Below are 26,715 nucleotides of genomic sequence, written 5' to 3'. Positions count from 1 at the left end.
CTGCAAGGATTCCCTGTGCCGACTCCGCCCGCCAAGTCTTCACTGGCTGCCCACATGGACGAAAGTCCGGCGCCCTTGTATGCCCGCGTCAAACAGATGATCAGCCAGCAGATCCTCAACGGCAACTGGCCACCCCATTATCGCGTGCCGTCGGAGAGTGAACTGGTCAGCCAACTGGGCTTCAGCCGAATGACCATCAATCGCGCCCTGCGCGAACTCACCGCCGAAGGGTTGCTGGTTCGCATGCAAGGCGTCGGTACTTTTGTCGCCGAGCCCAAAAGCCAGTCGGCGCTGTTTGAAGTGCACAACATTGCTGATGAGATCGCTTCCCGCGGTCATCGGCATACCTGCCAGGTCATCACCCTGGGCGAAGAGGCCGCCGGTTCCGAACGTGCCGTCGCTCTGGAAATGCGCGAAGGCGGGCGGGTGTTCCACTCACTGATCGTGCATTACGAAAACGATATTCCCGTGCAAATCGAAGACCGTTTCGTCAACGCCTTGGTCGCGCCGGAATACCTGCAGCAGGATTTCACCCAGCAAACGCCCTATGCCTATCTCAACCAGGTTGCGCCGCTGACGGAAGGCGAGCATGTCGTGGAAGCGATCCTCGCCGACGCCGACGAGTGCAAGCTGCTGCAAATCGAGCCCACCGAACCGTGCCTGTTGATTCGCCGACGCACCTGGTCCGGACGCCAGCCGGTGACCGCCGCGCGGTTGATCCACCCTGGTTCCCGTCACAGCCTCGAAGGACGCTTCAGTAAATGAGTTTGAAAGTCTGGCGCGCCGCCGATTACGTCCGCATGCCGTGGAAAAACGGCGGTGGCAGTACCGAAGAAATCTCCCGTGATGCCGGCGATGGCCTGGATGGCTTTGGCTGGCGCTTGTCGATTGCCGATATCGCCGAGTCGGGCGGCTTTTCCACCTTCGCCGGTTACCAGCGTGTGATCACGGTAATCAAGGGCGCAGGCATGGTGCTGACCGTGGATGGCGAGGAGCAGCGCGGACTGTTACCGCTGCAACCGTTCGCGTTCAAGGGTGACAGTCAGGTGTCGTGCCGATTGATCACTGGGCCGATTCGCGATTTCAACCTGATTTATTCGCCCGAGCGCTACCACGCGCGGTTGCAGTGGATGGATGGTGTGCAGCGGTTTTTCAGTACGGCGCAGACGGTGCTGGTGTTCAGCGTGGCGGATGAAGTGAAGGTGCTGGACCAGGTACTGGGCCATCACGATTGCCTGCAAGTGGACGGTAACGCTGGCTTGCTGGACATCTCTATCACTGGCCGTAGCTGCATCATCGAACTGACTCAGCGCGGTTAAAAAATGTGGGAGGGGGCTTGCCCCCGATTGCGGTGTGTCAGTACCAGATGGGCTGACTGATCCACCGCTATCGGGGGCAAGCCCCCTCCCGCATTTGTTTCCCGCTGTTGTTGCGATCTGTTTCCAACCCCTGCACCAATTTGTTACCGAATGCCCCAGCGTGGCGCAAAGCCGCGCTGTCGTGACAAGCCTCTCTGGTCGTAAAACTCCCACGTAAGAAATTTCATCGTCCCTCGAAGCCTTAATTTCCAAGGCTCCCACGCGCTTTGCAAAAAAATTCCAACACCTCGCTCAAAAAGTTGGCCGCTTGATTGCATATGCTTGTACATACAAGTAAAGATGTGTGCGTAAGACTCTCCTTCGCACCATCCATGTTCGCGCATCGATCGCCGAGGAGTCCTAGCAGTGACCAAGCCTACAAAATACCGTGACGTCGAAATCCGCGCCGCCCGCGGTAACAAGCTCACCGCCAAAAGCTGGCTGACTGAAGCACCGCTGCGCATGCTGATGAATAACCTCGACCCGCAAGTGGCCGAGAACCCGAAAGAGTTGGTGGTGTACGGCGGCATTGGCCGCGCCGCACGTAATTGGGAGTGCTACGACCAGATCGTCGAGAGCCTCACCAATCTGAACGACGACGAAACCCTGCTGGTGCAATCCGGCAAACCGGTCGGCGTGTTCAAGACCCATAGCAACGCCCCGCGCGTGTTGATCGCCAACTCTAATCTGGTTCCGCACTGGGCCAGTTGGGAACACTTCAACGAACTGGATGCCAAGGGCCTGGCTATGTACGGCCAGATGACTGCCGGCAGCTGGATCTACATCGGCAGCCAGGGCATCGTCCAAGGTACTTACGAAACCTTCGTTGAAGCCGGTCGCCAGCATTACGACAGCAATTTGAAAGGCCGTTGGGTCCTCACCGCCGGTCTCGGCGGCATGGGCGGCGCACAGCCGCTGGCCGCGACATTGGCCGGCGCGTGCTCGCTGAACATCGAGTGCCAGCAGGTCAGCATCGATTTCCGCCTGGCCAGCCGTTATGTCGATGAGCAAGCCACCGACCTCGACGACGCGTTGGCCCGTATCGCCAAATACACGAAAGAAGGCAAAGCCATTTCCATCGCGCTGCTGGGTAACGCGGCTGAGATACTGCCGGAACTGGTCAAGCGCGGTGTGCGCCCGGACATGGTCACCGACCAGACCAGTGCCCATGACCCGCTCAATGGCTACCTGCCCGCCGGCTGGACCTGGGACGAATACCGCGCCCGCGCCAAGACCGAGCCGGCTGCCGTGATCAAGGCCGCCAAGCAGTCCATGGCAGTCCACGTCAAAGCCATGCTGGAATTCCAGAAGCAAGGCATCCCGACCTTCGACTACGGCAATAACATCCGCCAAATGGCACAGGAAGAAGGCGTGGAAAACGCTTTCGACTTCCCAGGTTTCGTTCCGGCGTACATCCGTCCACTGTTCTGCCGTGGCATCGGCCCGTTCCGCTGGGCTGCGCTCTCGGGCGACCCGCAAGATATCTACAAGACCGACGCCAAAGTCAAAGAGCTGATCCCCGACGACGCCCACCTGCATAACTGGTTGGACATGGCTCGCGAACGCATCAGCTTCCAGGGCCTGCCAGCGCGTATCTGCTGGGTCGGTCTGGGCCAGCGCGCCAAGCTCGGCCTGGCATTCAACGAAATGGTGCGCAGCGGCGAGCTGTCGGCGCCGGTGGTGATTGGTCGTGACCACCTCGACTCCGGCTCGGTAGCAAGCCCGAACCGCGAAACAGAATCCATGCAGGACGGTTCCGACGCCGTATCTGACTGGCCGCTGCTCAATGCCTTGCTCAATACCGCCAGCGGTGCGACGTGGGTCTCGCTGCACCACGGTGGCGGCGTCGGCATGGGCTTCTCCCAGCACTCCGGCATGGTGATCGTCTGCGACGGCACCGACGAAGCGGCCGAGCGGATTGCCCGTGTGCTGCACAACGACCCAGCGACAGGGGTGATGCGTCACGCCGATGCGGGTTACCAGATCGCGATCGATTGCGCCAAAGAGCAGGGTCTCAATCTTCCAATGATCAAGTAACCCATGTGGGGCGGGGCTTGCTCCCGATGGCGGTGTATCAGCCAATAGGTCTGGTGACTGACCCACTGCTATCGGGAGCAAGCCCCCTCCCACAGTTGAGCGGCTGCGACCCCCAAAACAATCCATCAGAGGTTGAACACCCATGGCTGCAAATGACGCGCGTGCAAGCACCACCCCGTTGATCGAGAAACGTTCGATCGACTACATCCCGGAAGCGGAAAGACACGGTCGTCTATTGAGCCAATTCACCCTGTGGCTGGGTGCCAACCTGCAAATTACGGCCATTGTCACCGGGGCCTTGGCCGTGGTGCTGGGCGGTGATGTGTTCTGGTCGTTGATCGGTCTGTTGATCGGTCAACTGATCGGCGGCGGCGTCATGGCGTTGCATGCGGCGCAAGGGCCCAAGCTCGGCTTGCCGCAGATGATCTCCAGCCGCGTGCAGTTCGGCGTATATGGCGCGGCCATTCCGATCGTCTTGGTGTGCCTGATGTACCTGGGTTTCACCGCAACCGGTACGGTGCTTTCCGGCCAGGCGCTGGGCCAGTTGTTTGGTGTCAGCAGCAGCGTCGGTATCCTGATCTTCGCCAGCGTCATTGTGCTGGTCACGGTGCTTGGTTATCGGGTGATCCACTTCATAGGGCGCGTTGCCAGCGTCATTGGTGTGATTGCCTTCGTTTACCTGTTCAGTCGCCTGATGGGCCAGGCTGACATTGGCGCATTGCTGCAAATCCGCCATTTCAGCTGGAGCAGTTTCTTGCTCGCGGTGTCCCTCGCCGCCTCCTGGCAGATCGCGTTTGGGCCGTATGTGGCGGACTACTCGCGCTACTTGCCGAGCAGCACGTCGTCGGTGAAAACCTTTCTCGCTGCGGGCGCCGGTTCAGTGATTGGCGCACAAGTGGCGATGATTCTCGGCGTGTTCGCCGCCGCCATGGCCAACGGGCAATTCGCCGGTCATGAAGTGGCCTACATCGTTGGTTTGAGTGGTACGGGCGCCACCGCTGCGCTGCTGTATTTCAGCATCGCGTTCGGCAAGGTCACCATCTCCACACTGAACTCCTACGGCAGCTTCATGTGCATCGCGACCATCATCAGCGGCTTTCGTGGTCGCCTGGAGGTGACGCGTCTGCAGCGTCTGGTGTTCGTGCTGCTTATCGTCGGTACGGCGACCCTGATCGCATTGCTCGGCCAGCATTCGTTCCTCGGTGCGTTCAAGTCTTTCATTCTGTTCTTGCTGGCGTTCTTCACGCCCTGGAGCGCGATCAACCTAGTGGACTACTACTTCATCACCCGCGAGCGCTATGACGTGCCGGCGCTTGCCGATCCAAACGGGCGGTACGGTCGTTGGAACCCTCTGGGTATCAGCGTCTATGTCTTCGGGGTGTTGGTGCAGATGCCGTTCATCGCTACCAAGTTCTACACCGGTCCGCTGGTGAGCGCGCTTGGGGGTGTGGATATCTCCTGGATTATCGGCCTGGTGCTGCCCGCTGCTCTGTATTACCTGTGTGCGAAAAAATGGCACGGCAGCGTGCCCGATCAACTGATTCTGCCGATCGAGCAGGACAGTGTTGTACCCACTAAAAAAAGCGGGGCCAGTCGCGCTGCGGCGCGGGCCTGACAGGACGTGGACAAGGCAGGACGCCTTTTGACTGCCGTAATCCATTTCATGATTGGGAGCGTCACACAATGAAAATGCATAAGACCCTGCTGACCACGTTGTTCTCTGCAGGCTTGCTGGCCAGCGCTGGCGCCCAGGCGGCCGGTTGGTGCGAGTCCGGTAAACCGGTGAAATTCGCCGGGCTGAACTGGGAAAGCGGCATGTTGCTCACCGACATCCTGCAAACCGTGCTGGAAAAAGGCTACGACTGCAAAACCGACAGCCTGCCGGGCAACTCCATCACCATGGAAAACGCCCTGAGCAGTAACGACATTCAAGTGTTCGCCGAAGAATGGGTCGGCCGCAGCGAAGTCTGGAACAAGGCTGAGAAGGCCGGCAAAGTCGTCGGCGTTGGTGCGCCTGTGGTGGGCGCAATCGAAGGCTGGTACGTGCCGCGCTACGTGATCGAAGGCGACGCCAAGCGCAAGCTGGAAGCCAAGGCGCCGGACCTGAAAACCATCGCCGACCTGGCCAAGTACGCCTCGGTGTTCAAGGACCAGGAAGAACCATCCAAGGGCCGCTTCTACAACTGCCCGGCCGGCTGGACCTGCGAGCTGGACAACAGCGAAATGCTGAAAAGCTACGGCCTGGAAAGCACCTACACCAACTTCCGCCCAGGCACCGGCCCGGCGCTGGATGCGGCGGTGCTGTCGAGCTACAAGCGTGGCGAGCCGATCCTGTTCTACTACTGGTCGCCGACGCCGCTGATGGGTCAGGTCGACCTGGTCAAGCTTGAAGAAAAACCTGGTGTGGATAAAACCGTGACCATCAAGGTCGGCCTGTCCAAGACCTTCCACGAACAAGCCCCTGAACTGGTGGCCGTGCTGGAAAAGGTCAACCTGCCCATCGACCTGCTGAACCAGAACCTGGGACGCATGGCCAAGGAGCGCATTGAGTCGCCGAAACTGGCGAAGATCTTCCTCAAGGAACATCCTGAAGTCTGGCACGCCTGGGTGAGCGAAGACGCAGCCAAGAAAATCGACGCGGCCTTGTAGGTCAAGTGTGCACGGCTACCCTGAGGGGTGGCCGGGCGCCCGGCCACAACCCATTGGATCGAGAGCACGCTATGTTTCCTGAGAGTTTTACGTTTTCCATTGCCGACTGGGTTAACGGTTGGGTGGATTCACTGGTCACCAACTACGGCGATGTGTTCCGGCAGATCTCCGACACGCTGCTGTGGGCCATCGTCAACCTGGAAGGCCTGCTGCGCGCCGCCCCTTGGTGGCTGATGCTGGCCATCGTCGGCGGCGTGGCCTGGCACGCTACCCGCAAAGTAGTCACTACGGCGGTGATCGTCGGTTTGCTGTTCTTGGTAGGCGCGGTTGGCCTATGGGACAAGCTGATGCAGACCCTGGCCTTGATGATGGTTGCCACGGTGATTTCGGTGTTGATCGGCATTCCGTTGGGCATCCTCTCGGCGCGCAGTAATCGCCTGCGTTCGGTGTTGATGCCGCTGCTCGACATCATGCAAACCATGCCCAGCTTCGTGTACCTGATCCCGGTGCTGATGCTGTTCGGCCTGGGCAAGGTGCCGGCGATTTTTGCCACGGTGATCTACGCCGCGCCGCCGTTGATTCGCCTCACCGATTTGGGCATCCGCCAAGTGGATGGCGAAGTAATGGAGGCCATCAACGCCTTCGGTGCCAACCGCTGGCAGCAACTGTTTGGCGTGCAACTGCCGTTGGCGCTGCCGAGCATCATGGCCGGCATCAACCAGACCACCATGATGGCGTTGTCGATGGTGGTGATCGCCTCGATGATCGGCGCCCGTGGCTTGGGTGAAGACGTGCTCGTCGGCATCCAGACCCTCAACGTTGGCCGTGGCCTTGAAGCCGGGCTGGCGATCGTGATTCTTGCAGTGGTCATCGACCGCATTACCCAGGCCTATGGCCGCCCACGGCATGAGGCGAGCAAATGACGACTGTGAGCAAAATCGAAGTCAGAAACGTCTTCAAGATCTTTGGCGCGCGTTCCAAGGAAGCGCTGGCGATGATCGGGCAGGGCAAGACCAAGGACCAAGTGTTGGCCGAGACCGGTTGCGTGGTCGGCGTCAACGACCTGTCCCTGAGCATCGGTACTGGTGAGATCTTCGTGATCATGGGCCTGTCGGGTTCCGGTAAATCTACATTGGTGCGTCACTTCAATCGCCTGATCGATCCCACCAGCGGCGCGATCCTTGTGGACGGCGAAGACATCCTGCAACTGGACATGGACGCCCTGCGCCAATTCCGTCGGCACAAGATCAGCATGGTGTTCCAGAGCTTCGGTCTGTTGCCCCACAAGAGCGTGCTCGATAACGTCGCTTACGGCCTCAAGGTGCGTGGCGAAACCAAGCAGGTGTGCGCCGAACGCGCGCTGCACTGGATCGAAACCGTGGGCCTCAAAGGCTACGAAAACAAATACCCGCACCAGCTCTCCGGCGGCATGCGCCAGCGCGTCGGCCTGGCCCGTGCGTTGGCTGCCGACACGGACATCATCCTGATGGACGAAGCCTTCAGCGCCCTTGACCCGTTGATTCGCGCCGAGATGCAGGACCAATTGCTGGAGCTGCAAAAGACCCTGCACAAGACCATCGTCTTCATCACCCACGACCTCGACGAGGCCGTGCGCATTGGTAACCGCATTGCGATCCTCAAGGACGGCAAGTTGATCCAGGTCGGCACACCTCGGGAGATCCTCCATTCACCGGCGGATGAGTACGTGGACCGGTTTGTTCAGCGGCGGGCGGCGGTGGTCTGATCCAGATTCTGTGGTGAGGCTGCTGGCCCTATCGGGAGCAAGTCCCCTCCCACCTTTGAAGATGTTCACCGTTCAACATGTGGGAGGGGGCTTGCCCCCGATGAGGCCGGCAAAGCGGTAGAGAATATGAAGAGGTCAACCATGTCCCAGGCAGCAAAAATCATCATCGCCGACACCCCCCTGCGCTGGCAGGACGTGGTCGCCGTGGCCCGCCACGGCGCGGTGCTGGAACTCTCGGGCCAAGCCTGGGCCCGCATCGACAATGCCCAAGCCATCGTGCAGCGCATCGTCACCAGCGGCGAACGCGCGTATGGCGTGAACACCGGCCTGGGCGCGCTGTGCAACGTGTCGCTTGCGGGCGAGCAACTCAGCCAGCTGTCGCGCAATACCCTGTTGAGTCACGCCTGTGGCGTCGGCCCGGTACTGAGCGATGAGCAGACCCGGGCGATTATCTGCGCCGCGGTCATCAATTACAGTCACGGAAAATCCGGCCTGCATCCGCAGGTCGTACGTTCGTTGCTGTCGCTGCTTAACCACGGCATCACGCCACAGGTGCCGTCCCAAGGTTCGGTGGGTTACCTGACTCACATGGCCCACGTCGGTGTCGCTTTGTTGGGTGTCGGCACGGTGAGTTATCGCGGCCAGATCGTGACGGCGCAGGAAGCCTTGCAGGCAGAAGGTTTGCAGCCCGTGGTACTCGGCGCCAAAGACGGCCTGTGCCTGGTCAACGGCACGCCGTGCATGACCGGTTTGAGCTGCCTGGCCTTGGCCGACGCCCATCACTTGCTGCAGTGGGCCGACGTGATCGGCGCCATGAGTTTCGAAGCCCAGCGCGGCCAGATCGATGCCTTTGATGAAGAAATCATCGCCCTCAAGCCGCACCCCGGCATGCAGCACGTTGGCATCAACCTGCGTGCCTTGCTCGACGGCAGTGAAGTGATCGCCAGCAGCAAAGGCCTCCGCACACAGGACGCCCTGAGCATCCGCTCGATCCCGCAGATCCACGGCGCGGCGCGCGACCAGGTGGAGCACGCCACCCGCCAGATCGAGACTGAACTCAACAGCGCCACTGACAACCCGTTGGTGCTTGGCACGCCGGACGAGTACCGCGTAGTGTCCCAGGCCAATCCGCACGGCCAGTCCGTCGCCCTGGCTGCCGATATGCTCGCCATCGCCATGGCCGAAATCGGCTCGGTTGCCGAACGCCGCCTGGACCGTTTGATCAACCCGCACGTCAGTGGCTTGCCGGCATTCCTGGTGAGCAACCCAGGGGTCAACTCCGGAATGATGATCGTGCAATACGTCGCTGCATCACTGTGCGGGCAAAACCGCCAGCTGGCGCAACCGGCGGTGCTCGATAATTTCGTCACTTCGGGACTGCAGGAAGACCACTTGAGCATGGGCACCAATGCCGCGCTGAAGCTGCATCAACTGCTGGCCAACGTCACCCAGATTCTTGCCATCGAGTACTTGCTGGCGGCCCAGGCCTTTGAATTTTTGAAGGCCCAGCGTTTCGGCGCGGGTACCGACCGCGCTTGGCGATTGTTACGTGAAGTGGTCCCCGCATACGAGCAGGACCGCTGGCTGGCGCCGGACATTGCAGCTGCCGCCAAGCTGCTCAAAGACACCGCATTACCCGATGTGCACTGAACCCTTATTCAACAGAAATATTCGAAAGAACAATTCACAAGGAGTATGAATGTGACTGCGTTAAATCTGATTCCAGGCCAACTGAGCCTTGCCCAACTGCGGGCCATCTACCAGCAGCCGGTGACCCTCAGTCTGGATGACAGCGCTTCAGCCCAGATCGAAGCCAGCGTTGCCTGCGTGGAGCAGATTCTCGCTGAGAACCGCACTGCCTACGGCATCAACACCGGTTTCGGCCTGCTGGCCTCGACCCGTATCGCCAGCGAAGACCTGGAAAACCTCCAGCGTTCCCTGGTGCTGTCCCATGCCGCCGGCGTCGGTGAGCCGATCAGCGATGCGCTGGTGCGGCTGGTCATGGTGCTCAAGGTCAACAGCCTGAGCCGTGGGTTCTCCGGGATTCGTCGGCAAGTGATCGACGCGCTGATCGCGCTGATCAACGCCGAGGTTTACCCGCATATTCCGTTGAAAGGCTCGGTCGGTGCGTCCGGTGACTTGGCGCCGCTGGCCCATATGTCCCTGGTGCTGCTGGGCGAAGGCAAGGCGCGCTACAAAGGTGAATGGCTGGAAGCGACTGACGCGCTGAAAGTCGCCGGCCTCACGCCGCTGACCCTCGCGGCTAAAGAAGGCCTGGCGTTGCTCAACGGTACCCAGGTGTCCACTGCTTATGCCCTGCGCGGCCTGTTCGAAGGCGAAGACCTGTTCGCTGGCGCCCTGGCCTGTGGCGGCCTTACCGTTGAAGCAGTGCTGGGCTCGCGCTCGCCGTTCGACGCGCGTATTCATGCCGCGCGCGGCCAGCGTGGGCAAATCGATTCGGCTGCCGCTTACCGCGACCTGCTCGGCGAAAGCAGCGAGGTCTCCCAGTCGCACCAGAACTGCGACAAAGTGCAAGACCCGTACTCCCTGCGCTGCCAGCCTCAGGTCATGGGCGCGTGCCTGACCCAGTTCCGCCAGGCCGCTGAAGTGCTGGTGGTCGAAGCCAACGCCGTATCGGATAACCCGCTGGTGTTCGCCGCCGAAGGCGATGTGATTTCCGGCGGTAACTTCCACGCCGAACCAGTGGCTATGGCCGCTGACAACATGGCGCTGGCCATCGCCGAAATCGGTTCCCTCAGTGAGCGTCGTATCTCGTTGATGATGGACAAACACATGTCGCAATTGCCGCCGTTCCTGGTGGGCAATGGCGGGGTGAACTCCGGTTTCATGATCGCCCAGGTGACCGCCGCCGCGCTCGCCAGCGAGAACAAGGCGCTGGCCCATCCCCATAGTGTCGACAGCATTCCGACTTCAGCCAACCAGGAAGACCATGTGTCGATGGCACCTGCTGCCGGCAAGCGCCTGTGGGAAATGGCCGAGAACACCCGTGGCATCCTCGCCGTGGAATGGCTGGCCGCGTGCCAGGGTCTGGACTTGCGGGAAGGCCTGAAAACCTCGCCGAAACTGGAAAAAGCCCGTGGCGTCCTGCGCGCCAAAGTGGGGTTCTACGACAAGGATCGCTTCTTCGCCCCGGACATCATCGCCGCGAGCGAACTGCTCGCCAGCCGCTGCCTGAATGACCTGGTGCCGGCGAAGTTGCTGCCGAGCCTGTAAGCGACACTCGCTCTCTGTAGTGAGCGAGCTTGCCCCGCGCTGGGCTCCGTAGCAGCCCCTCCTACAGTCACCGCATTTCTCCAAGTGAAATGCGGTAGCCGGATTTGGGGTTGCTTCGCACAACAGCGCGGGGCAAGCCCGCTCACCACAAAAAAAGTAGTTGTCATGAGCGCGGCTTTTAATTTTCTCAGGATAAAAATAATTAAGGACGAGAAATGCACCAGCAAGAAAAGGGTTTGAAACGTGGCCTAAGTGCCCGACATATTCGCTTCATGGCACTGGGGTCGGCCATCGGCACCGGGCTGTTCTATGGCTCCGCCTCGGCTATCCAGATGGCCGGCCCTGCCGTGCTGCTGGCCTACCTGATCGGCGGCGCCGCGGTTTTCATGGTGATGCGCGCCCTCGGTGAAATGGCCGTGCACAACCCGGTGTCCGGTTCCTTCGGCCAGTACGCCAGCACCTATCTGGGCCCCATGGCCGGGTTTATTCTCGGCTGGACCTACGCGTTTGAAATGATCATCGTCTGCCTCGCCGACGTCACCGCGTTCGGCATCTATATGGGCTTCTGGTTTCCCGACGTCGCGCGCTGGGTCTGGGTGCTCGGCATTGTGTTTCTGATCGGCGGCCTGAACCTGTGCAACGTCAAAGTGTTTGGCGAGATGGAGTTCTGGCTGTCGCTGCTCAAGGTCGGCGCGATTGTCGCGATGATCCTCGGCGGCTTCGGCATCATGCTGTTCGGTATCCATTCGGCGGGCGAGACCCAGGCCAGCGGCCTGAGCAACCTGTGGGCCCACGGCGGCTTTATGCCTAACGATGTTGGCGGCCTGATCGCCTCGTTCGCGGTGGTGATGTTCGCCTTCGGCGGTATCGAAATCATCGGCATTACCGCTGGCGAAGCCAAAGACCCGCAGCGCGTAATTCCCAAGGCGATCAACGCCGTGCCGCTGCGCATCCTATTGTTCTACGTGCTGACCCTGTTTGTGCTGATGGCTATCTACCCATGGCCCCAGATCGGCAGCCAGGGCAGCCCGTTCGTGCAGATATTCAGTAACCTCGGCATAGGCTCGGCGGCGACCATTCTCAATATTGTGGTGATCTCGGCGGCAGTCTCGGCGATCAACAGCGACATCTTCGGTGCCGGGCGCATGATGTACGGCCTCGCCCAGCAAGGGCAGGCGCCCAAGGGTTTTGCCCAGTTGTCCAAACAGGGCGTGCCATGGATGACCGTGGTGGTGATGGGCGCAGCGTTGCTCGGCGGCGTGCTGCTCAACTACCTGATCCCGGAAAACGTGTTCCTGGTGATTGCCTCGATTGCCACCTTCGCCACCGTGTGGGTATGGCTGATGATTCTGTTCACCCAGGTCGCCATGCGTCGCTCGATGACTAAAGAACAGGTCGCTGAGCTGAAATTCCCGGTGCCGTTCTGGCCCTATGCGCCGGCGGCGGCCATCGTATTCATGCTGTTTGTGTTTGGTGTGCTGGGTTACTTCCCGGACACCCAGGCGGCCTTGCTGGTCGGCGCCGTGTGGATCGTGCTGCTGGTCGTTGCCTACCTGCTGTGGGTCAAACCCGCCGCCGGGCATACGGCCAACGTCCAATACGACCCGGCTGTGTCTCATCGATAACTTAGGGAGGCGTTGATGAAAACCCTTTGGCAACACTGCCACGTTGCAACCATGGCTCAAGGTAACTACTCGATCATCGAGGATGCTGCCATGGTCACTGCCGGCTCACTCATCGAGTGGATCGGCCCGCGCAGCCAAGTGCCGACGGCGGACTACGCCCAGGTGCATGACCTGCAAGGCGCGTGGGTCACTCCCGGGCTGATCGACTGCCACACCCACACGGTGTTTGGTGGCAATCGCAGTGGCGAATTCGAGCAGCGCCTTGAGGGCGTTAGCTATGCCGAGATCGCGGCCAAGGGCGGCGGTATCGCCAGCACCGTGCGCGCCACCCGCGCCGCCAGCGAGGATGAACTGTTCGACAGCGCCCGCAAGCGCTTGCGCAGTCTGCTGCGCGACGGCGTGACAACGGTGGAGATCAAATCCGGCTACGGCCTGGACCTGGCCAACGAACGCAAGATGTTGCGCGTGGCCCGGCGTCTCGGCGATGAGCTGCCGGTCAGCGTGCGCGCCACCTGCCTGGCGGCCCATGCGTTACCGCCGGAGTACAAGGACCGCGCCGACGACTACATCGAGCATATCTGCAGCGAGATGCTACCGGCCCTGGCGGCGGAAGGGCTGGTGGACGCTGTGGATGCCTTCTGCGAATACCTGGCGTTTTCCACTGAGCAAGTGGAGCGCGTGTTCAAGGTCGCCCAGCAGTTGGGCCTGCCGGTAAAACTGCACGCCGAGCAACTCTCGTCTTTGCACGGCTCCAGCCTGGCGGCGCGTTATCACGCGTTGTCGGCGGACCACCTGGAATTCATGACCGAAGAAGACGCCATTGCCATGGCTGCATCCGGCACCGTCGCCGTGCTGCTGCCAGGGGCGTTCTACTTCCTGCGCGAAACCCAGTTGCCACCGATGGAGGCCCTGCGCAAACACGGCGTGAAAATCGCCATCGCCAGTGACCTCAACCCCGGCACCTCGCCGGCACTGTCGGTGCGCCTGATGCTCAACATGGCCTGCACTCTGTTCCGCATGACCCCGGAAGAGGCCCTGGCCGGCGTCACGCAACATGCGGCCACCGCATTGGGCATGGGCGCTACCCATGGCTCACTGGAAGTGGGCAAAGTGGCGGATTTTGTAGCGTGGCAGATTGATCGTCCCGCCGACCTCGCCTACTGGCTGGGCGGCGAGCTGGATAAACGCGTCGTGCGCCATGGCGTCGATGTCACTGTTTAAGGAGTGCTGTTGTGGATAAGGTTCTGAATTTCAAACAAGGCCGCACCCCGCTGCTGATCAGCATGCCCCACGCCGGCGTGCGTTTGACACCTGCGGTCGAGGCCGGGTTGATCCCCGAGGCGCAAAGCCTGCCGGACACCGATTGGCATATCCCCACGCTGTATGACGTTGCCGAAGAGCTCGGCGCCAGCACCCTCTCGGCGGAGTACTCGCGCTTTGTCATCGACCTCAACCGGCCGTCCGACGACAAGCCGCTGTACGCCGGCGCCACCACCGGCTTGTACCCGGCCACGCTATTTGAGGGTGTGCCGCTGTTTCGTGAAGGCCTGGAGCCCAGCGAGGCAGAACGCGCTACTTACCTGCAAAAGATCTGGGGCCCGTATCACCGCGCGCTGCAAGAGGAACTGGCGCGGCTCAAGGCCGAGTTCGGCTACGCGCTGCTGTTCGACGCCCACTCGATCCGCTCGGTGATCCCGCACCTGTTCGACGGCAAACTGCCGGACTTCAACCTCGGCACCTTTAACGGGGCCGCCTGCGATCCCGAACTGGCCAGCCAGCTGGAAGCCATCTGCGCCGCCCATCCGCAGTACACCCATGTGCTGAACGGGCGCTTCAAGGGCGGCCATATCACCCGGCATTACGGCGACCCGGCGCAGGATATTCATGCGGTGCAGTTGGAGTTGTGCCAGAGCACTTATATGGAGGAGTTCGAGCCGTTCCGTTATCGCGCGGATTTGGCTGGGCCGACGCGGGAGGTGTTGAAGCAGTTGCTTGAAGGTTTGTTGGCTTGGGGGCAAGTGCGCTATCGGTGAGTCTAGGTGTTGCTGAAACAGCTATCGGAAGCAAGCCCTTCCCACATTTGATCTCCAGGTGGCGTGGAGGGGCGAAGGGCTGACACAGGTCTAAGCGCTCAAGGACATGCTCATTGCACAATTCGGGTTTATAGTGCCAGACGGCAAAATAAAAGACGTCCCCTCAGGGATGAACCCGACCCCCTACGGAGCGCGCAATGCAGACTTGGTACCCGCAGATCAAACCCTACGCCCGGCACGATCTGGCAGTCGATGACACCCACACCCTGTATGTCGATGAAAGTGGCTCCCCCGAAGGCTTGCCTGTCGTCTTTATCCACGGGGGCCCTGGTTCCGGTTGCGACGCCCAGAGTCGCTGCTATTTCGATCCTAATCTGTACCGCATTGTCACCTTCGACCAGCGTGGTTGCGGGCGCTCCACGCCCCGCGCCAGTCTGGAAAACAACACCACCTGGGACTTGGTCGCCGACCTTGAGCGTATCCGCGAGCACTTGGGCATCGACAAATGGGTGTTGTTCGGCGGCTCTTGGGGCTCGACCCTGGCTCTGGCCTACGCGCAAACCCACCCTGAGCGCGTGCATGGCCTGATCGTGCGCGGCATTTTCCTGGCCCGCCCGCAGGACATCGAATGGTTCTACCAAACCGGCGCCAGCCGCTTGTTCCCGGATTACTGGCAGGACTACCTCGCGCCGATTCCTGCGGACGAGCGTCACGATATGATTGCCGCCTACCACAAGCGCCTGACCGGTAACGACCAGATCGCCCAGATGCACGCGGCCAAAGCCTGGTCCGGCTGGGAAGGTCGCATGCTGGGCCTGTGCCCAAGCCCACAGCATGTGGAGCGTTTTTCCGAGCCGCAGCGCGCGCTGTCCATCGCGCGGATTGAATGCCACTACTTCACCAATAACTCCTTTCTGGAACCCAACCAGCTGATTCGCGATATGCACAAGATCGCCCATCTGCCTGGCGTAATCATCCACGGCCGCTACGATATGATCTGTCCGCTGGATAACGCGTGGGAGCTGCATCAGGCTTGGCCGAACAGCGAACTGCAGGTGATCCGCGAGGCGGGCCATGCGGCGTCCGAGCCCGGCATTACCGATGCATTGGTGCGCGCGACCGGTGAGATGGCACGGCGCCTGCTTGATCTACCGCCAGAAGAAGCATGAAGGGCCTGTTGCAACGGGTGCGTGGCGCCCGTGTCGAGGTCGAGGGTGAAGTCGTCGGTGCCATCGACCAGGGATTGCTGGTACTGGTGGCCGTTGAGCCTTCAGATACGCCGGAGAGCGCCGATAAGTTGCTGCACAAATTGCTCAACTACCGTGTGTTCAGCGACGACGAGGGCAAGATGAACCTGTCGCTCAAGGACATCGGCGGTGGTTTGCTGCTGGTGTCGCAGTTTACGTTGGCGGCGGATACCAAGAGCGGGCTGCGGCCAAGCTTCTCCACAGCGGCCCCGCCGGCCCTGGGAGCGGCGCTTTTTGATCACCTGCTGGTACAAGCGCAACAATTGCATGGCAAGGTGGCGTCGGGGCGTTTTGGTGCCGATATGCAGGTGCATTTGGTCAATGATGGCCCTGTGACCTTTCTGTTACAGACCTGAATGTATTAAAAACGACTTTTAATGCCTAAAAACGCAGGATTTCGCTACAAATACTTCGCTGCCCCTGATGCGTTGTCTCGCGGGCTACTAGATAATCGCGCGCTACGGGGATCAGCGTTGTTTGGTCCATTTTTGATTTAGGTAGAGACTTGTCCGACATCCATTGGGGAATCATTTTGACCCAGGGGAGTCGGAACAATGCTCGCCAACCTGGCATATAGATAGCTGGCCGTTGGTTTTTTGATCTGTTTTCGGCGAGGGTTGCTCGTGATTGTTAGTCCCTGTAATGCACCAAAATTGTCTGCCAAACGGTTACGAAACGCACTGGTAACGGGCTCAGCCCTGTTTTGCCTGTTCGGCGCGGGTCAGCTGTGGGCATTCAGTCTGGATGATGTGTCGGCCAAGGCAAAAGAGCTGGCTGGGCAGAAATACGAAGCTCCGCGCAGCAATCTGCCGAACGAATTTCGCGAAATGAAGTTCGCGGACTACCAGAAGATTCGTTTCCGCAACGAAAAAGCGGAATGGGCCGATCAGAACACCCCGTTCAAGCTGTCCTTCTATCACCAGGGTATGCATTTCGATACACCGGTGAAAATCAACGAAGTCACCGCTGACAGCGTGCAGGAAATCAAATACGACCCGTCGCGTTTCGATTTCGGCGATGTGAAGTTTGATCCGAAAGCAACCGAACAACTGGGTTATGCCGGTTTCCGTGTCTTGTTCCCGATCAATAAGAGCGACAAGCAAGACGAAATCATGACCATGCTCGGCGCGAGCTATTTCCGTGTCGTCGGCAAGGACCAGGTGTATGGCCTGTCCGCCCGTGGCATGGCGATCGATACTGCGCTGCCGTCTGGTGAAGAGTTCCCGCGTTTTACCGAGTTTTGGATCGAACGTCCAAAACCGGGTGACAAGCACCTGGTGATCTTTGCCCTGCTCGATTCCCCTCGTGCGACCGGCGCCTATCGCCTGATCCTGCGTCCGGGCACCGACACCGTTGTCGATGTGAAATCCCAGATGTTCCTGCGCGACAACGTCAGCAAGTTGGGCGTTGCACCGCTGACGAGCATGTTCCTGTTCGGCGCAAACCAGCCGTCCAAGGTGCTCAACTACCGTCGCGAACTGCACGACTCCAGCGGTCTGTCGATCCATGCCGGTAACGGTGAGTGGATCTGGCGCCCACTGAACAATCCTAAACACCTGTCGGTCAGCAACTTCACCGTAGAGAACCCGCGTGGTTTCGGCCTGCTGCAACGCGGCCGCAACTTCAGCCACTACGAAGACCTGGACGACAACTACGACAAGCGCCCAAGCGCCTGGATCGAGCCTGAAGGAGATTGGGGCAAGGGTTCCGTCGATCTGGTCGAGATCCCGACCGCCGACGAAACCAACGACAACATCGTTGCCTTCTGGAGCCCGGCTGTACTGCCGAAAGTCGGCGAGCCGCTGGAAGTCGCCTACCGCCTGCACTGGACTCTGGACGACGCCGCGTTCCACTCGCCGGACAGCGCTTGGGTCAAGCAGACCCTGCGTTCCACGGGTGATGTGAAACAGTCCAACCTGATCCGTCAGCCTGATGGCAGCGTCGCCTACCTGGTGGACTTTGAAGGCCCGTCCCTGAAGAAACTCCTGCCGGACGCCCCGGTGCGCAGCCAGGTGAGCGTGGGTGACAACGCTGAAGTGGTAGAAAACAGCGTGCGTTACAACGAACACACCAAAGGCTGGCGTTTGACCCTGCGCATGAAGATCAAAGACGCAGGCAAACCGACCGAAATGCGTGCTGCCCTGGTTCAGGATATCCCGCAGCCAGAGCCGGAGAAGGTTTCGACCCAGGTGCTCAAGGCTGACAAGGTCCTGGCCAAGCAACACGAGAAACAGGCCAAGAAAGACGCGAAAGACAAGGAAGCCAAGCAGCCAGAAGCTGCCCCAGCCACACCGGAGCCGATCAAGACCGAGCAAGTCCTGACCGAAACCTGGAGCTATCAGTTGCCTGCCGATGAGTAATTCTCAAGTCCAGCCAGAAACTCTGTCCGAGTATCTGGCGCATCTCCCGATGACCGCTGAGCAGCGCGCCGAACTGGCGGGCTGCACATCCTTCACCGAGTTGCACGAGCGTTTGTCGTCCGCAACCTTTGACGCGCCCGTCGACGCCGCCCAGGCGTCGGTTGGCCGCCGCTTGACCCTTAGCACCGCCGAGGAGCTGCAAGACGCCGAAATGCTGGCGCTCGACGCCAGCGGTCGCGTGTGCCTCAAGGCCACGCCACCGATTCGGCGCACCCGTGTGGTGCCGGAGCCTTGGCGTACCAATATCCTGGTGCGCGGCTGGCGCCGCCTCACCGGCCGCAGCAATCCGCCGGCACCGCCGAAAGATGAGCGCGTATTGCCGGCCGCGCGCTGGCGTACCGTGGGTTCGATCCGTCGCTACATCCTGCTGGTGCTGATGCTTGGTCAGACCATCGTTGCCGGCTGGTACATGAAAGGCATCATGCCGTACCAGGGCTGGTCGCTGGTTGACTTCGACGAGATCCGCAACCAGACCCTGCTGCAAACCGCTACTCAGGTGCTGCCTTACGCGCTGCAAACCAGCATCCTGATCATGTTCGGGATCTTGTTCTGCTGGGTGTCGGCCGGTTTCTGGACCGCCTTGATGGGCTTTCTGGAACTGCTTACCGGACACGATAAATATCGTATCTCCGGTAAAAGTGCCGGCGACGAGCCGATTCCGAAAGACGCCCGTACCGCGCTGGTGATGCCGATTTGCAACGAAGACGTGCCGCGTGTATTCGCCGGTTTGCGTGCGACGTTTGAGTCTGTGGCCGCTACCGGTGACCTGGACCGCTTCGACTTTTTCGTGCTCAGTGACAGTAATGACGCCGACATCTGCATCGCCGAACAGCAAGCCTGGCTCGACGTGTGCCGCGAGGCCGGTGGTTTCGGCAAGATCTTCTATCGCCGCCGTCGCCGTCGCGTAAAGCGCAAGAGCGGCAACCTCGACGACTTCTGCCGTCGCTGGGGCGGTGACTATAAGTACATGGTCGTGCTCGACGCCGACTCCGTGATGAGCGGCGAATGCCTGACCAGCCTGGTGCGCTTGATGGAAGCCACGCCGGATGCCGGGATTATCCAGACCGCGCCCCGTGCGTCGGGCATGGACACCCTGTATGCGCGCATGCAGCAATTCGCCACTCGTGTGTACGGCCCGCTGTTTACCGCCGGCCTGCACTTCTGGCAGTTGGGCGAATCCCACTACTGGGGTCACAACGCGATCATCCGCATGAAGCCGTTCATCGAGCACTGCGCCCTGGCGCCGTTGCCGGGTAAAGGCGCGTTCGCCGGCTCCATCCTGTCCCACGACTTCGTTGAAGCTGCGCTGATGCGCCGTGCCGGCTGGGGCGTGTGGATTGCCTACGACCTGCCTGGCAGCTACGAAGAACTGCCGCCGAACCTGCTGGACGAACTCAAGCGTGACCGTCGCTGGTGCCACGGTAACCTGATGAACTTCCGCCTGTTCCTGGTTAAAGGCATGCACCCGGTGCACCGCGCGGTGTTCCTGACCGGCGTGATGTCCTACCTGTCGGCACCGTTGTGGTTTCTGTTCCTGGTGTTGTCCACAGCCTTGCTGGCGGTGAACACGCTGATGGAGCCGCAGTACTTCATGGCTCCCCGCCAGCTGTACCCACTGTGGCCGCAATGGCATCCGGACAAGGCGGTGGCGCTGTTCTCCACCACCATCGTGTTGCTGTTCCTGCCTAAGTTGCTGAGCATCATCCTGATCTGGGCCAAGGGCGCGAAAGAGTTCGGTGGCAAGTTCAAGGTGACCTTGTCGATGCTGCTGGAGATGCTGTTTTCCATGCTGCTGGCGCCTGTGCGCATGATCTTCCACACCCGTTTCGTTCTTGCCGCGTTCCTCGGCTGGGCCGCGACCTGGAACTCGCCACAGCGTGACGACGATTCCACGCCGTGGAGTGAAGCGGTCAAGCGGCACGGTCCGCAAACCGTGCTGGGCTTCCTGTGGGCGCTGCTGGTGGTGTGGCTGAACCCAAGCTTCCTGTGGTGGCTGGTGCCGATCGTGGGTTCGCTGATGCTGTCGATCCCGGTGTCGGTGATCTCCAGCCGGGTCAAGCTGGGCCTCAAGTCCCGTGACGAGAGCCTGTTCCTGATTCCTGAGGAGTACAACCCGCCGCAAGCCCTGCTGTCGACGGAGAAGTACACCCATGAAAACCGTTGGCACGCCCTCAATGACGGGTTCGTGCGTTCGGTGGTTGATCCTCAGCAGAACGCCCTGGCCTGCGCCCTGGCGACCTCGCGTCACCGTGAGGCTGAGCCTATCGAGTACCTGCGTATCGAACGTGTGCGTCACGCTTTGAAAGTCGGCCCGGCCGGCCTCAACAACGGTGAGCGTCTGGCTTTGCTCAGTGATCCGGTGGCCCTTGCCCGCCTGCACGAGCAGGTCTGGAGCGAAGGACATGCCGAGTGGCTCGCCGCTTGGCGTGATTCGATCAAGGCCGACCCGCACGCGCCGTTGCTACCGCTGCAACCGCTGTCCTCCCAGGCCCAACCGGCCTGATTCAGACACCCCCGAGGGCTCACCTCGGGGGTGTTCGAAGTGCTGGTCCTACAGCGTTTCCCGCCTCTTCTTTGTCTTCCTGACGCCCTGTTATTTCGAAACAAAAGACCCTCGTCCGAGGCGTATTTGCGTGCCCGCGACTAGGTTAGGATCGCCCCCCAATTTTCTTGGCTGCGAGGGATTCATGCTCAAAAGGTATTGTTCGGCATTGCTTATCAGCGCTGCTGCATTGATTCAAATCAGCCAGGTGCACGCGGGTGCGATTGACGACGCCGTCCGGCGTGGTGTGCTCAAGGTTGGCACCACCCCCACCTATATCCCTTTCGAAATGACCGATAAACAGGGGCGCATTGTCGGCTTTGAAATTGACCTGCTCAACGTGATGAGCCAGGCGCTGGGGGTGGAACTTGAACTGGTCGTGATGCCCTACACCGAACTGTTGCCGGGCTTGCTGGCGAAAAAATTCGACTTGATCGGCAGTGGTATGACTGTCACTCAGGAGCGCAACTTAAGGCTGAACTTCAGTGACGCTTTCATCGTGGTGGGCCAGAGTGTACTGCTGCACCCCCGTCTGGCGGGCAAGGTCAGCAGTATTGAAGACCTGGACGATGCCGGTTACAGAATCGCTGTCACTGAGGGCACCACCGGCAAAGCAGCGGCTCAACGGTTTTTGGGGGCGGCCCGACTGAGTAGTTTTGCCACGCCGGAGGAAGGGGTTCGCCAGGTCGTGGCGGGGGAGGCCGATGCCTTTATCCATGACGCACCCTACAACCTGATCGCGGTGAACCGGGCGGAGAACGGCACGCTGCTGGCGCTGGAGCAACCGTTTACATTCGAACCCTTGGCGTTTGGCGTAAAAAAGGGCGATTTCGACAGCATTAACTGGATCAACCATTTCTTGAACCAGGTGGCTCAGGATGGGACCTATGATCGGCTGCATGACAAGTGGTTCAAGGACACCACCTGGCTGGCAGAACTCGACTGAAAGTCATAACTGCTTACATATCAACCCATTGCCGTGTCAGGTTGCGCAAGTGTCTACCCCTGCGGTTGACCGCAGCGTCGTGGGTCTTTTCCTACATACCCTGATAACAATTGCCCGTGAAACCTTTGTGACGGGCAACGAGTGGGTTAGGATCGCACCCCGAAATGGTGCAGCCCTTTTTGCGCGCCGACCTTATAAGAATCGTTCAGGGGACTTGATGATGAAAAAGTATCTTTCGATGCTGCTGCTTGGCGTCACCGCGCTGGTCGCGGCCAATGCGGCCCAGGCTGGCGCCATCGACGATGCGGTCAAGCGCGGCACGCTGAAAGTCGGCATGGATCCGACCTACATGCCGTTCGAGATGACAGACAAGCGCGGTGAGATCATCGGCTTCGAAGTTGACATCCTCAAGGCCATGGCCAAGTCCATGGGCGTCAAGCTGGAGCTGGTTTCCACGGGTTATGACGGCATCATCCCCGCGTTCCTCACCGGCAAATTCGACATGATCGGCAGCGGCATGACCCTGACCCAGGAGCGCAACCTGCGGCTGAACTTCAGCGAACCCTTCATCGTGGTCGGCCAGACCCTGCTGATTCGCAAGGACCTGGAAGGCACCATCAAGTCCTACAAAGACCTGAACGACGAGAAATACCGCCTGACCTCCAAGCTTGGCACCACCGGTGAAATGGTCGCCAAGAAGCTGATCTCCAAAGCCAAGTACCACGGCTATGACAACGAGCAGGAAGGCGTGCTGGACGTAGTCAACGGCAAGGCCGATGCCTTTGTGTATGACGCACCGTACAACGTGGTTGCCGAGAAGAAAGTCGGCAACGGCAAGCTGGTGTTCCTGGACGAACCCTTCACCTTCGAGCCATTGGCGTTTGGCCTGAAGAAAGGTGATTACGACAGCATCAACTTCATCAACAACTTCCTGCACCAGATCAAGAACGACGGCACCTACGATCGCATTCATGACAAGTGGTTCAAGAGCTCAGAGTGGCTCAAGGACATGGAATAAAGGCTGTCCTGTAGTGAGCGGGCTTGCCCCGCGTTGGGGGGCGAAGCCGCCCTAAATCCAGACGCAGCGGTGTTTCAGAAATACCGAGGCGCATGATTTTGGGGCGGCTTGCCTCCCAGCGCTGGTCAAATCCGCTCACTACACAAAGGCGCATGCCTTCGAATTTTTTGGATGTCGAGTAATGAAACAGAAAAAAGCCCAATGGCCCTGGCACCTGCTAACCGTGGTCGTGCTGGTCGGCCTGGCCGGCGCCTTGTACTACGCTACCTCGCTGATGTCCTACGAATGGCGCTGGAACCGCGTGCCGCAATACTTCGCCTACCAGGCCGAAGAAGCACAGCGTGCAGCGGACATCTCCACTGTCATTGAGCTGGTTCGTAACGGCGACGTCGCCGAAGTGACCCTGCGCAACGACGCTGGCAACGAGCAAAAGGTGACGGTTGCCGACAACAGTCTGCAAGTGGCGCGCGGTGATGACGTGGCCGAAGGCGATGTCATTGGTGTGAATCGTCATTGGGCGTTGGGCCCGCTGATGTGGGGGTTGTGGACCACGCTGTGGCTGTCGGTGGTTTCCGGGATTTTGGGCCTGGCGATTGGCCTTGCCACCGGTTTGTGCCGGCTTTCCAATAACCCGACCTTGCGTGATCTGTCGACGATCTACGTCGAACTGGTACGTGGCACCCCGCTGCTGGTGCAAATCTTCATTTTCTATTTCTTCATTGGCACGGTGCTCAACCTGTCACGGGAATTTGCCGGGATCGCCGCGCTGTCGCTGTTCACCGGCGCCTATGTGGCCGAAATCGTTCGCGCCGGCGTGCAGTCCATCACCCGCGGGCAGAACGAAGCCGCGCGCTCCTTGGGCCTGAGTGCCAGCCAGTCGATGCGCCATGTGGTGCTGCCGCAAGCCTTCAAGCGCGTACTGCCGCCCTTGGCAGGGCAATTCATCAGCTTGGTGAAAGACACGTCCCTGGTCTCGGTGATCGCCATTACCGAACTGCTCAAGAGCGGTCGCGAAGTCATCACGACCTCGTTCTCGCCGTTTGAAATCCTGTTCTGCGTCGCAGGCCTGTACCTGCTGATCAACCTGCCGCTGTCGAAAATGGCCAGCCGGCTTGAGCGGAGGCTCGCCCAAAGTGATTGAAGTCCGCGATCTGGTAAAAGTCTTCGACACCCGTGGCCATGTAGTGCGTGCGGTAGACCATGTGACCACCCAGGTGGCCAAGGGCGAAGTGCTGGTGGTGATCGGCCCGTCCGGCTCCGGCAAGTCGACTTTCCTGCGTTGCCTCAATGGCCTGGAAGAGTTCGACTCGGGCTCGGTGAGCATCGACGGCCTGCAACTGGCCGACCCGAAAACCGACGTGAACGCCTATCGTCGTGAAGTCGGCATGGTGTTCCAGCACTTCAACCTGTTCCCCCACATGACTGTGTTGGAGAACCTGTGCCTGGCGCAAAAAGTCGTGCGCAAGCGCGGCAAGCAAGAGCGCGAAGCCAAGGCCTTGGCCCTGCTGGAAAAGGTCGGCATTGCACAGAAGGCCAACGAGTTCCCATCACGCCTGTCCGGCGGCCAGCAACAACGGGTGGCGATCGCCCGGGCGCTGGCGATGGAGCCCAAGGTGATGCTGTTCGACGAGCCCACCTCGGCCCTCGACCCGGAAATGGTCGGCGAAGTGCTGGACGTGATGAAGACCTTGGCCCTGGAAGGCATGACGATGGTCTGCGTTACCCACGAAATGGGCTTCGCCCGCGAAGTGGCGGACCGTGTGTTGTTCTTCGATCACGGCAAGTTGTTGGAAGATGCGGCACCGGCCGAGTTTTTTGATTCGCCAAAAGACCCGCGTGCCCAAGCGTTCCTGCGTCAGGTTCTGTAAGCCCAAGGCCACTGAAACCGGGAGGTTCATATCTTGAACCTCCCTACGCATTGCTGCAGATCCGTTCCCAGTCGCGCCAACTCGATACTCGCCGCCGCCGTCTGTTCGCTGGCGGCAGCGGTTTGCTCCGAGGCATCGCGGACCTTCAAGACGCTACGATTGATCTCTTCGGCCACCGCGCTTTGCTCCTCGGCCGCTGCGGCAATCTGCGGGTTCATTTCCTGGATGATGGCCACGGTGCGGGCGATCTCCGTCAGGGCGTCCCCGGCGTTGCGAGTCAGGCCGACGCTGTTGTCGGTCAGGGTGCGGCTGTAGTCCATGATATCGGCCGCCTGTTGGGTGCCCCTGTGCAGGCCACCAATCAATTCTTCGATTTCTTCAGCGGACTGCTGTGTCCGCCGGGCGAGGCTGCGCACTTCATCGGCGACCACGGCGAAGCCTTGGCCTGCCTCACCGGCCCGTGCGGCTTCAATCGCGGCATTGAGCGCCAGCAGGTTGGTCTGCTGCGACACGGACTTGATTACGTCCAGCACGCTGCCGATTTTCTGGCTTTCCCGTTGCAGCCCCAACATGGCTTCGCTTGATCGAGCCATCTCATGGGCCAGGTGTTCAATTTGTGCCACGGCATCCGTGACCACCTGATCGCCCAGTTCAGCCTGCTGATTGGCCTGGCCGGCGGCAATCGATGCTTGCTCGGCGTGGCGCGCCACTTCCTGGGCGGTGGCCAGCATCTGGTTCATGGCCGTCGCCACCTGCTCGGTTTCATCGCGCTGATTATTCACCCCGGCGCGGGTTTGCTCAGTGACGGCAGAGAGCTCTTCGGCGGCGCTGGCGATTTGCCGTGCGTTGTCGCTGATGTTGCCAACCAACCCCCGTAGGTTCAGCGTCATTTGGCTCATGCTGCGTTGCAACTGGCCCAGCTCATCGCGGCGCTGTGACTGCACTTCGTTGCTCAGATCACCCTCGGCAATGCGGTTGGCCACCATGAGCGCCTTGCGCAGCGGGTGCACGATTTGTCCGGCAATCACCCAGGCGGCCAAGGCGCCGAAGAGCACCGCGGCAGCCGCAATACCCAAGGTCTGAATGCGGGCTTGGTCGGCTTCTCTGTCGCGTCGTTGGGTCTGATCCTGGCTCAAGAGGTCACTCTGCGCGAGCAACTGATCCAACTGCTGCTCCAACTGGTTATGGCTACTTTCGGTCGTGAGTTGGGTGTCTTTAAGGCGGGTCAGCTGGGTGCGGATACTGAGCACGGCGTTTTTCATCGCGTCACTGTCGACCGCCAGTTTGGCCACTTCAGCCTGGGCGAGTTCGAGGCTGCGTTCTGCGTCAACCACGGCTTGTCCATACGCATCGAGCGAACTTGAAGCCCAAGCCGGGCTCTTGGCACGGTCCTCGGCCTGTTCCATGGCCTGGCGCAGGTTTTCGACGGCATCCAGGGCTTTTTCATCTTCCTGATCAGGCAAGTCGCTAGCCAGTTGTGCCAGAACATCGCCGGCCCGCGTGGTGCTCTGTGTCAGCTGTTCCCGGGCACTTTCGCGTTTTTCCACCAGCGCGGGCACGCCCTTGAGTGTGGATTTGAACGTGGCAGACATCCGCGTCATCTCCTGCAGATATTGAATGGCTTTCGGCACCTTAAGTCTGTTGGACAGCTCCGCCAGGGCCTTGTCGACTTTCTCCATGCTCGCGCTCAATCGACTGAGGCTTTCGGCGTCGTCCAGGGTGCGATAGAGGATTCTGTCGGTGCGCAGTTCTTCGCCGGCCACCGCCAGTTGTGCCAGCACGCTCAGCGTTTGTGATCGGTAAAGGGACGCCGCTAATGCTTGCCAGCCGGTCACGGCAATGACAAGGCTCAGGGCCAGTACCAGGGCAAAGCCCAGGGCCAATTTGAGGGTGACACTGGCGTTACCCAGCAGGTGAGTCATTCGACGAAGCATGATTAACCTCCGACAAGTGCGTGAGCACACTGAACTGACCTGAACGCTAGTGTCTTTGAA

Annotated in this window: 21 protein-coding genes; 20 read left to right on the top strand and 1 reads right to left on the bottom strand. The window is 60.3% G+C overall.

Annotation, left to right across the window (positions count from 1 at the left end):
* The first annotated feature begins 54 nt into the window (after window positions 1-54).
* The 20 genes from hutC to CKW32_RS23505 all read left to right on the top strand — a co-directional run bounded on the left by hutC (window position 55) and on the right by CKW32_RS23505 (window position 24,721).
* Complete coding sequence (hutC, locus tag CKW32_RS23600; RefSeq protein WP_241089512.1) at window positions 55-765, top strand: histidine utilization repressor; 711 nt, start codon at window positions 55-57, stop codon at window positions 763-765.
* Window positions 762-1,319, top strand: coding sequence for a HutD family protein (locus CKW32_RS23595; RefSeq protein WP_032890165.1), 558 nt, complete (start codon window positions 762-764; stop codon window positions 1,317-1,319). The genes hutC and CKW32_RS23595 overlap by 4 nt, the downstream gene beginning before the upstream one ends.
* 405 nt (window positions 1,320-1,724) lie before the next feature.
* Window positions 1,725-3,395 carry a urocanate hydratase gene (gene hutU, locus CKW32_RS23590; protein ID WP_032890167.1) on the top strand — a complete coding sequence of 557 codons (1,671 nt, stop codon included), beginning with the start codon at window positions 1,725-1,727 and terminating at the stop codon, window positions 3,393-3,395.
* Window positions 3,396-3,537: 142 nt separating this feature from the next.
* Window positions 3,538-5,010, top strand: a complete 1,473-nt coding sequence (locus CKW32_RS23585; protein ID WP_095186145.1) for a cytosine permease — start codon at window positions 3,538-3,540, stop codon at window positions 5,008-5,010.
* A 68-nt stretch (window positions 5,011-5,078) separates the two neighbouring features.
* Window positions 5,079-6,044: an ABC transporter substrate-binding protein gene (locus tag CKW32_RS23580; RefSeq protein WP_032890172.1), complete on the top strand. Its 966-nt coding sequence runs from the start codon at window positions 5,079-5,081 to the stop codon at window positions 6,042-6,044.
* 71 nt (window positions 6,045-6,115) lie between these two features.
* A complete protein-coding gene (locus CKW32_RS23575) occupies window positions 6,116-6,967 on the top strand; it encodes a proline/glycine betaine ABC transporter permease (protein ID WP_032890174.1) in 852 nt (283 codons plus the stop codon).
* Window positions 6,964-7,788 (top strand): glycine betaine/L-proline ABC transporter ATP-binding protein, encoded by an 825-nt coding sequence (locus CKW32_RS23570; protein WP_050442867.1) that lies wholly within the window; start codon window positions 6,964-6,966, stop codon window positions 7,786-7,788. Before CKW32_RS23575 ends, CKW32_RS23570 begins: the two co-directional genes overlap by 4 nt.
* Before the next feature lie 141 nt (window positions 7,789-7,929).
* A complete protein-coding gene (hutH, locus tag CKW32_RS23565) occupies window positions 7,930-9,438 on the top strand; it encodes a histidine ammonia-lyase (RefSeq protein WP_095186144.1) in 1,509 nt (502 codons plus the stop codon).
* A gap of 45 nt (window positions 9,439-9,483) precedes the next feature.
* Window positions 9,484-11,022 carry a histidine ammonia-lyase gene (hutH, locus tag CKW32_RS23560; protein WP_095186143.1) on the top strand — a complete coding sequence of 513 codons (1,539 nt, stop codon included), beginning with the start codon at window positions 9,484-9,486 and terminating at the stop codon, window positions 11,020-11,022.
* Between the two features lie 215 nt (window positions 11,023-11,237).
* The gene (locus CKW32_RS23555) at window positions 11,238-12,647 is read left to right on the top strand and encodes an amino acid permease (RefSeq protein ID WP_095186142.1); all 1,410 of its coding nucleotides are present in this window, start codon (window positions 11,238-11,240) and stop codon (window positions 12,645-12,647) included.
* Between the two features lie 15 nt (window positions 12,648-12,662).
* The gene (gene hutI / locus CKW32_RS23550; protein WP_095186141.1) at window positions 12,663-13,868 is read left to right on the top strand and encodes an imidazolonepropionase; all 1,206 of its coding nucleotides are present in this window, start codon (window positions 12,663-12,665) and stop codon (window positions 13,866-13,868) included.
* 11 nt (window positions 13,869-13,879) lie between these two features.
* Window positions 13,880-14,680 (top strand): N-formylglutamate deformylase, encoded by an 801-nt coding sequence (hutG, locus tag CKW32_RS23545; RefSeq protein ID WP_095186140.1) that lies wholly within the window; start codon window positions 13,880-13,882, stop codon window positions 14,678-14,680.
* Window positions 14,681-14,877: 197 nt separating this feature from the next.
* The gene (pip, locus tag CKW32_RS23540) at window positions 14,878-15,849 is read left to right on the top strand and encodes a prolyl aminopeptidase (protein ID WP_032890191.1); all 972 of its coding nucleotides are present in this window, start codon (window positions 14,878-14,880) and stop codon (window positions 15,847-15,849) included.
* Window positions 15,846-16,283 carry a D-aminoacyl-tRNA deacylase gene (dtd, locus tag CKW32_RS23535; protein WP_095186139.1) on the top strand — a complete coding sequence of 146 codons (438 nt, stop codon included), beginning with the start codon at window positions 15,846-15,848 and terminating at the stop codon, window positions 16,281-16,283. Before pip ends, dtd begins: the two co-directional genes overlap by 4 nt.
* Window positions 16,284-16,550: 267 nt before the next feature.
* Entirely contained in the window at window positions 16,551-18,287 is a 1,737-nt protein-coding gene (locus CKW32_RS23530; RefSeq protein ID WP_032890634.1) for a glucan biosynthesis protein G, read from the top strand.
* Window positions 18,280-20,850 (top strand): glucans biosynthesis glucosyltransferase MdoH, encoded by a 2,571-nt coding sequence (gene mdoH / locus CKW32_RS23525; RefSeq protein ID WP_032890196.1) that lies wholly within the window; start codon window positions 18,280-18,282, stop codon window positions 20,848-20,850. Before CKW32_RS23530 ends, mdoH begins: the two co-directional genes overlap by 8 nt.
* Window positions 20,851-21,034: 184 nt before the next feature.
* Window positions 21,035-21,835: a transporter substrate-binding domain-containing protein gene (locus CKW32_RS23520; protein WP_032890197.1), complete on the top strand. Its 801-nt coding sequence runs from the start codon at window positions 21,035-21,037 to the stop codon at window positions 21,833-21,835.
* Window positions 21,836-22,055: 220 nt separating this feature from the next.
* A complete protein-coding gene (locus tag CKW32_RS23515; protein WP_032890199.1) occupies window positions 22,056-22,853 on the top strand; it encodes a transporter substrate-binding domain-containing protein in 798 nt (265 codons plus the stop codon).
* Between the two features lie 181 nt (window positions 22,854-23,034).
* Window positions 23,035-23,994, top strand: a complete 960-nt coding sequence (locus CKW32_RS23510; protein WP_032890201.1) for an amino acid ABC transporter permease — start codon at window positions 23,035-23,037, stop codon at window positions 23,992-23,994.
* Window positions 23,987-24,721, top strand: coding sequence for an amino acid ABC transporter ATP-binding protein (locus CKW32_RS23505; RefSeq protein ID WP_032890203.1), 735 nt, complete (start codon window positions 23,987-23,989; stop codon window positions 24,719-24,721). The genes CKW32_RS23510 and CKW32_RS23505 overlap by 8 nt, the downstream gene beginning before the upstream one ends.
* Before the next feature lie 26 nt (window positions 24,722-24,747).
* Here CKW32_RS23505 and CKW32_RS23500 read toward each other — a convergent pair whose 3' ends face one another.
* Window positions 24,748-26,655, bottom strand: a complete 1,908-nt coding sequence (locus CKW32_RS23500) for a methyl-accepting chemotaxis protein (RefSeq protein ID WP_163033285.1) — start codon at window positions 26,653-26,655, stop codon at window positions 24,748-24,750.
* Window positions 26,656-26,715: the final 60 nt, after the last annotated feature.

Origin of the sequence: Pseudomonas sp. Irchel 3H9 (assembly GCF_900187495.1) — a bacterium.
Lineage (GTDB): Bacteria > Pseudomonadota > Gammaproteobacteria > Pseudomonadales > Pseudomonadaceae > Aquipseudomonas > Aquipseudomonas sivasensis.
This window is presented reverse-complemented; position numbering and strand designations above follow the sequence as displayed.

Excerpts from the sequence above, each read along its gene's own strand:
- hutC (WP_241089512.1), top strand. The coding sequence starts at position 55 with ATGGACGAAAGTCCGGCGCCCTTGTATGCCCGCGTCAAACAGATGATC.
- CKW32_RS23595 (WP_032890165.1), top strand. The coding sequence starts at position 762 with ATGAGTTTGAAAGTCTGGCGCGCCGCCGATTACGTCCGCATGCCGTGG.
- CKW32_RS23585 (WP_095186145.1), top strand. The coding sequence starts at position 3,538 with ATGGCTGCAAATGACGCGCGTGCAAGCACCACCCCGTTGATCGAGAAA.
- CKW32_RS23580 (WP_032890172.1), top strand. The coding sequence starts at position 5,079 with ATGAAAATGCATAAGACCCTGCTGACCACGTTGTTCTCTGCAGGCTTG.
- CKW32_RS23575 (WP_032890174.1), top strand. The coding sequence starts at position 6,116 with ATGTTTCCTGAGAGTTTTACGTTTTCCATTGCCGACTGGGTTAACGGT.
- CKW32_RS23570 (WP_050442867.1), top strand. The coding sequence starts at position 6,964 with ATGACGACTGTGAGCAAAATCGAAGTCAGAAACGTCTTCAAGATCTTT.
- hutH (WP_095186144.1), top strand. The coding sequence starts at position 7,930 with ATGTCCCAGGCAGCAAAAATCATCATCGCCGACACCCCCCTGCGCTGG.
- hutH (WP_095186143.1), top strand. The coding sequence starts at position 9,484 with ATGAATGTGACTGCGTTAAATCTGATTCCAGGCCAACTGAGCCTTGCC.
- CKW32_RS23555 (WP_095186142.1), top strand. The coding sequence starts at position 11,238 with ATGCACCAGCAAGAAAAGGGTTTGAAACGTGGCCTAAGTGCCCGACAT.
- hutI (WP_095186141.1), top strand. The coding sequence starts at position 12,663 with ATGAAAACCCTTTGGCAACACTGCCACGTTGCAACCATGGCTCAAGGT.
- pip (WP_032890191.1), top strand. The coding sequence starts at position 14,878 with ATGCAGACTTGGTACCCGCAGATCAAACCCTACGCCCGGCACGATCTG.
- dtd (WP_095186139.1), top strand. The coding sequence starts at position 15,846 with ATGAAGGGCCTGTTGCAACGGGTGCGTGGCGCCCGTGTCGAGGTCGAG.
- mdoH (WP_032890196.1), top strand. The coding sequence starts at position 18,280 with ATGAGTAATTCTCAAGTCCAGCCAGAAACTCTGTCCGAGTATCTGGCG.
- CKW32_RS23520 (WP_032890197.1), top strand. The coding sequence starts at position 21,035 with ATGCTCAAAAGGTATTGTTCGGCATTGCTTATCAGCGCTGCTGCATTG.
- CKW32_RS23515 (WP_032890199.1), top strand. The coding sequence starts at position 22,056 with ATGAAAAAGTATCTTTCGATGCTGCTGCTTGGCGTCACCGCGCTGGTC.
- CKW32_RS23510 (WP_032890201.1), top strand. The coding sequence starts at position 23,035 with ATGAAACAGAAAAAAGCCCAATGGCCCTGGCACCTGCTAACCGTGGTC.
- CKW32_RS23500 (WP_163033285.1), bottom strand. The coding sequence starts at position 26,655 with ATGCTTCGTCGAATGACTCACCTGCTGGGTAACGCCAGTGTCACCCTC.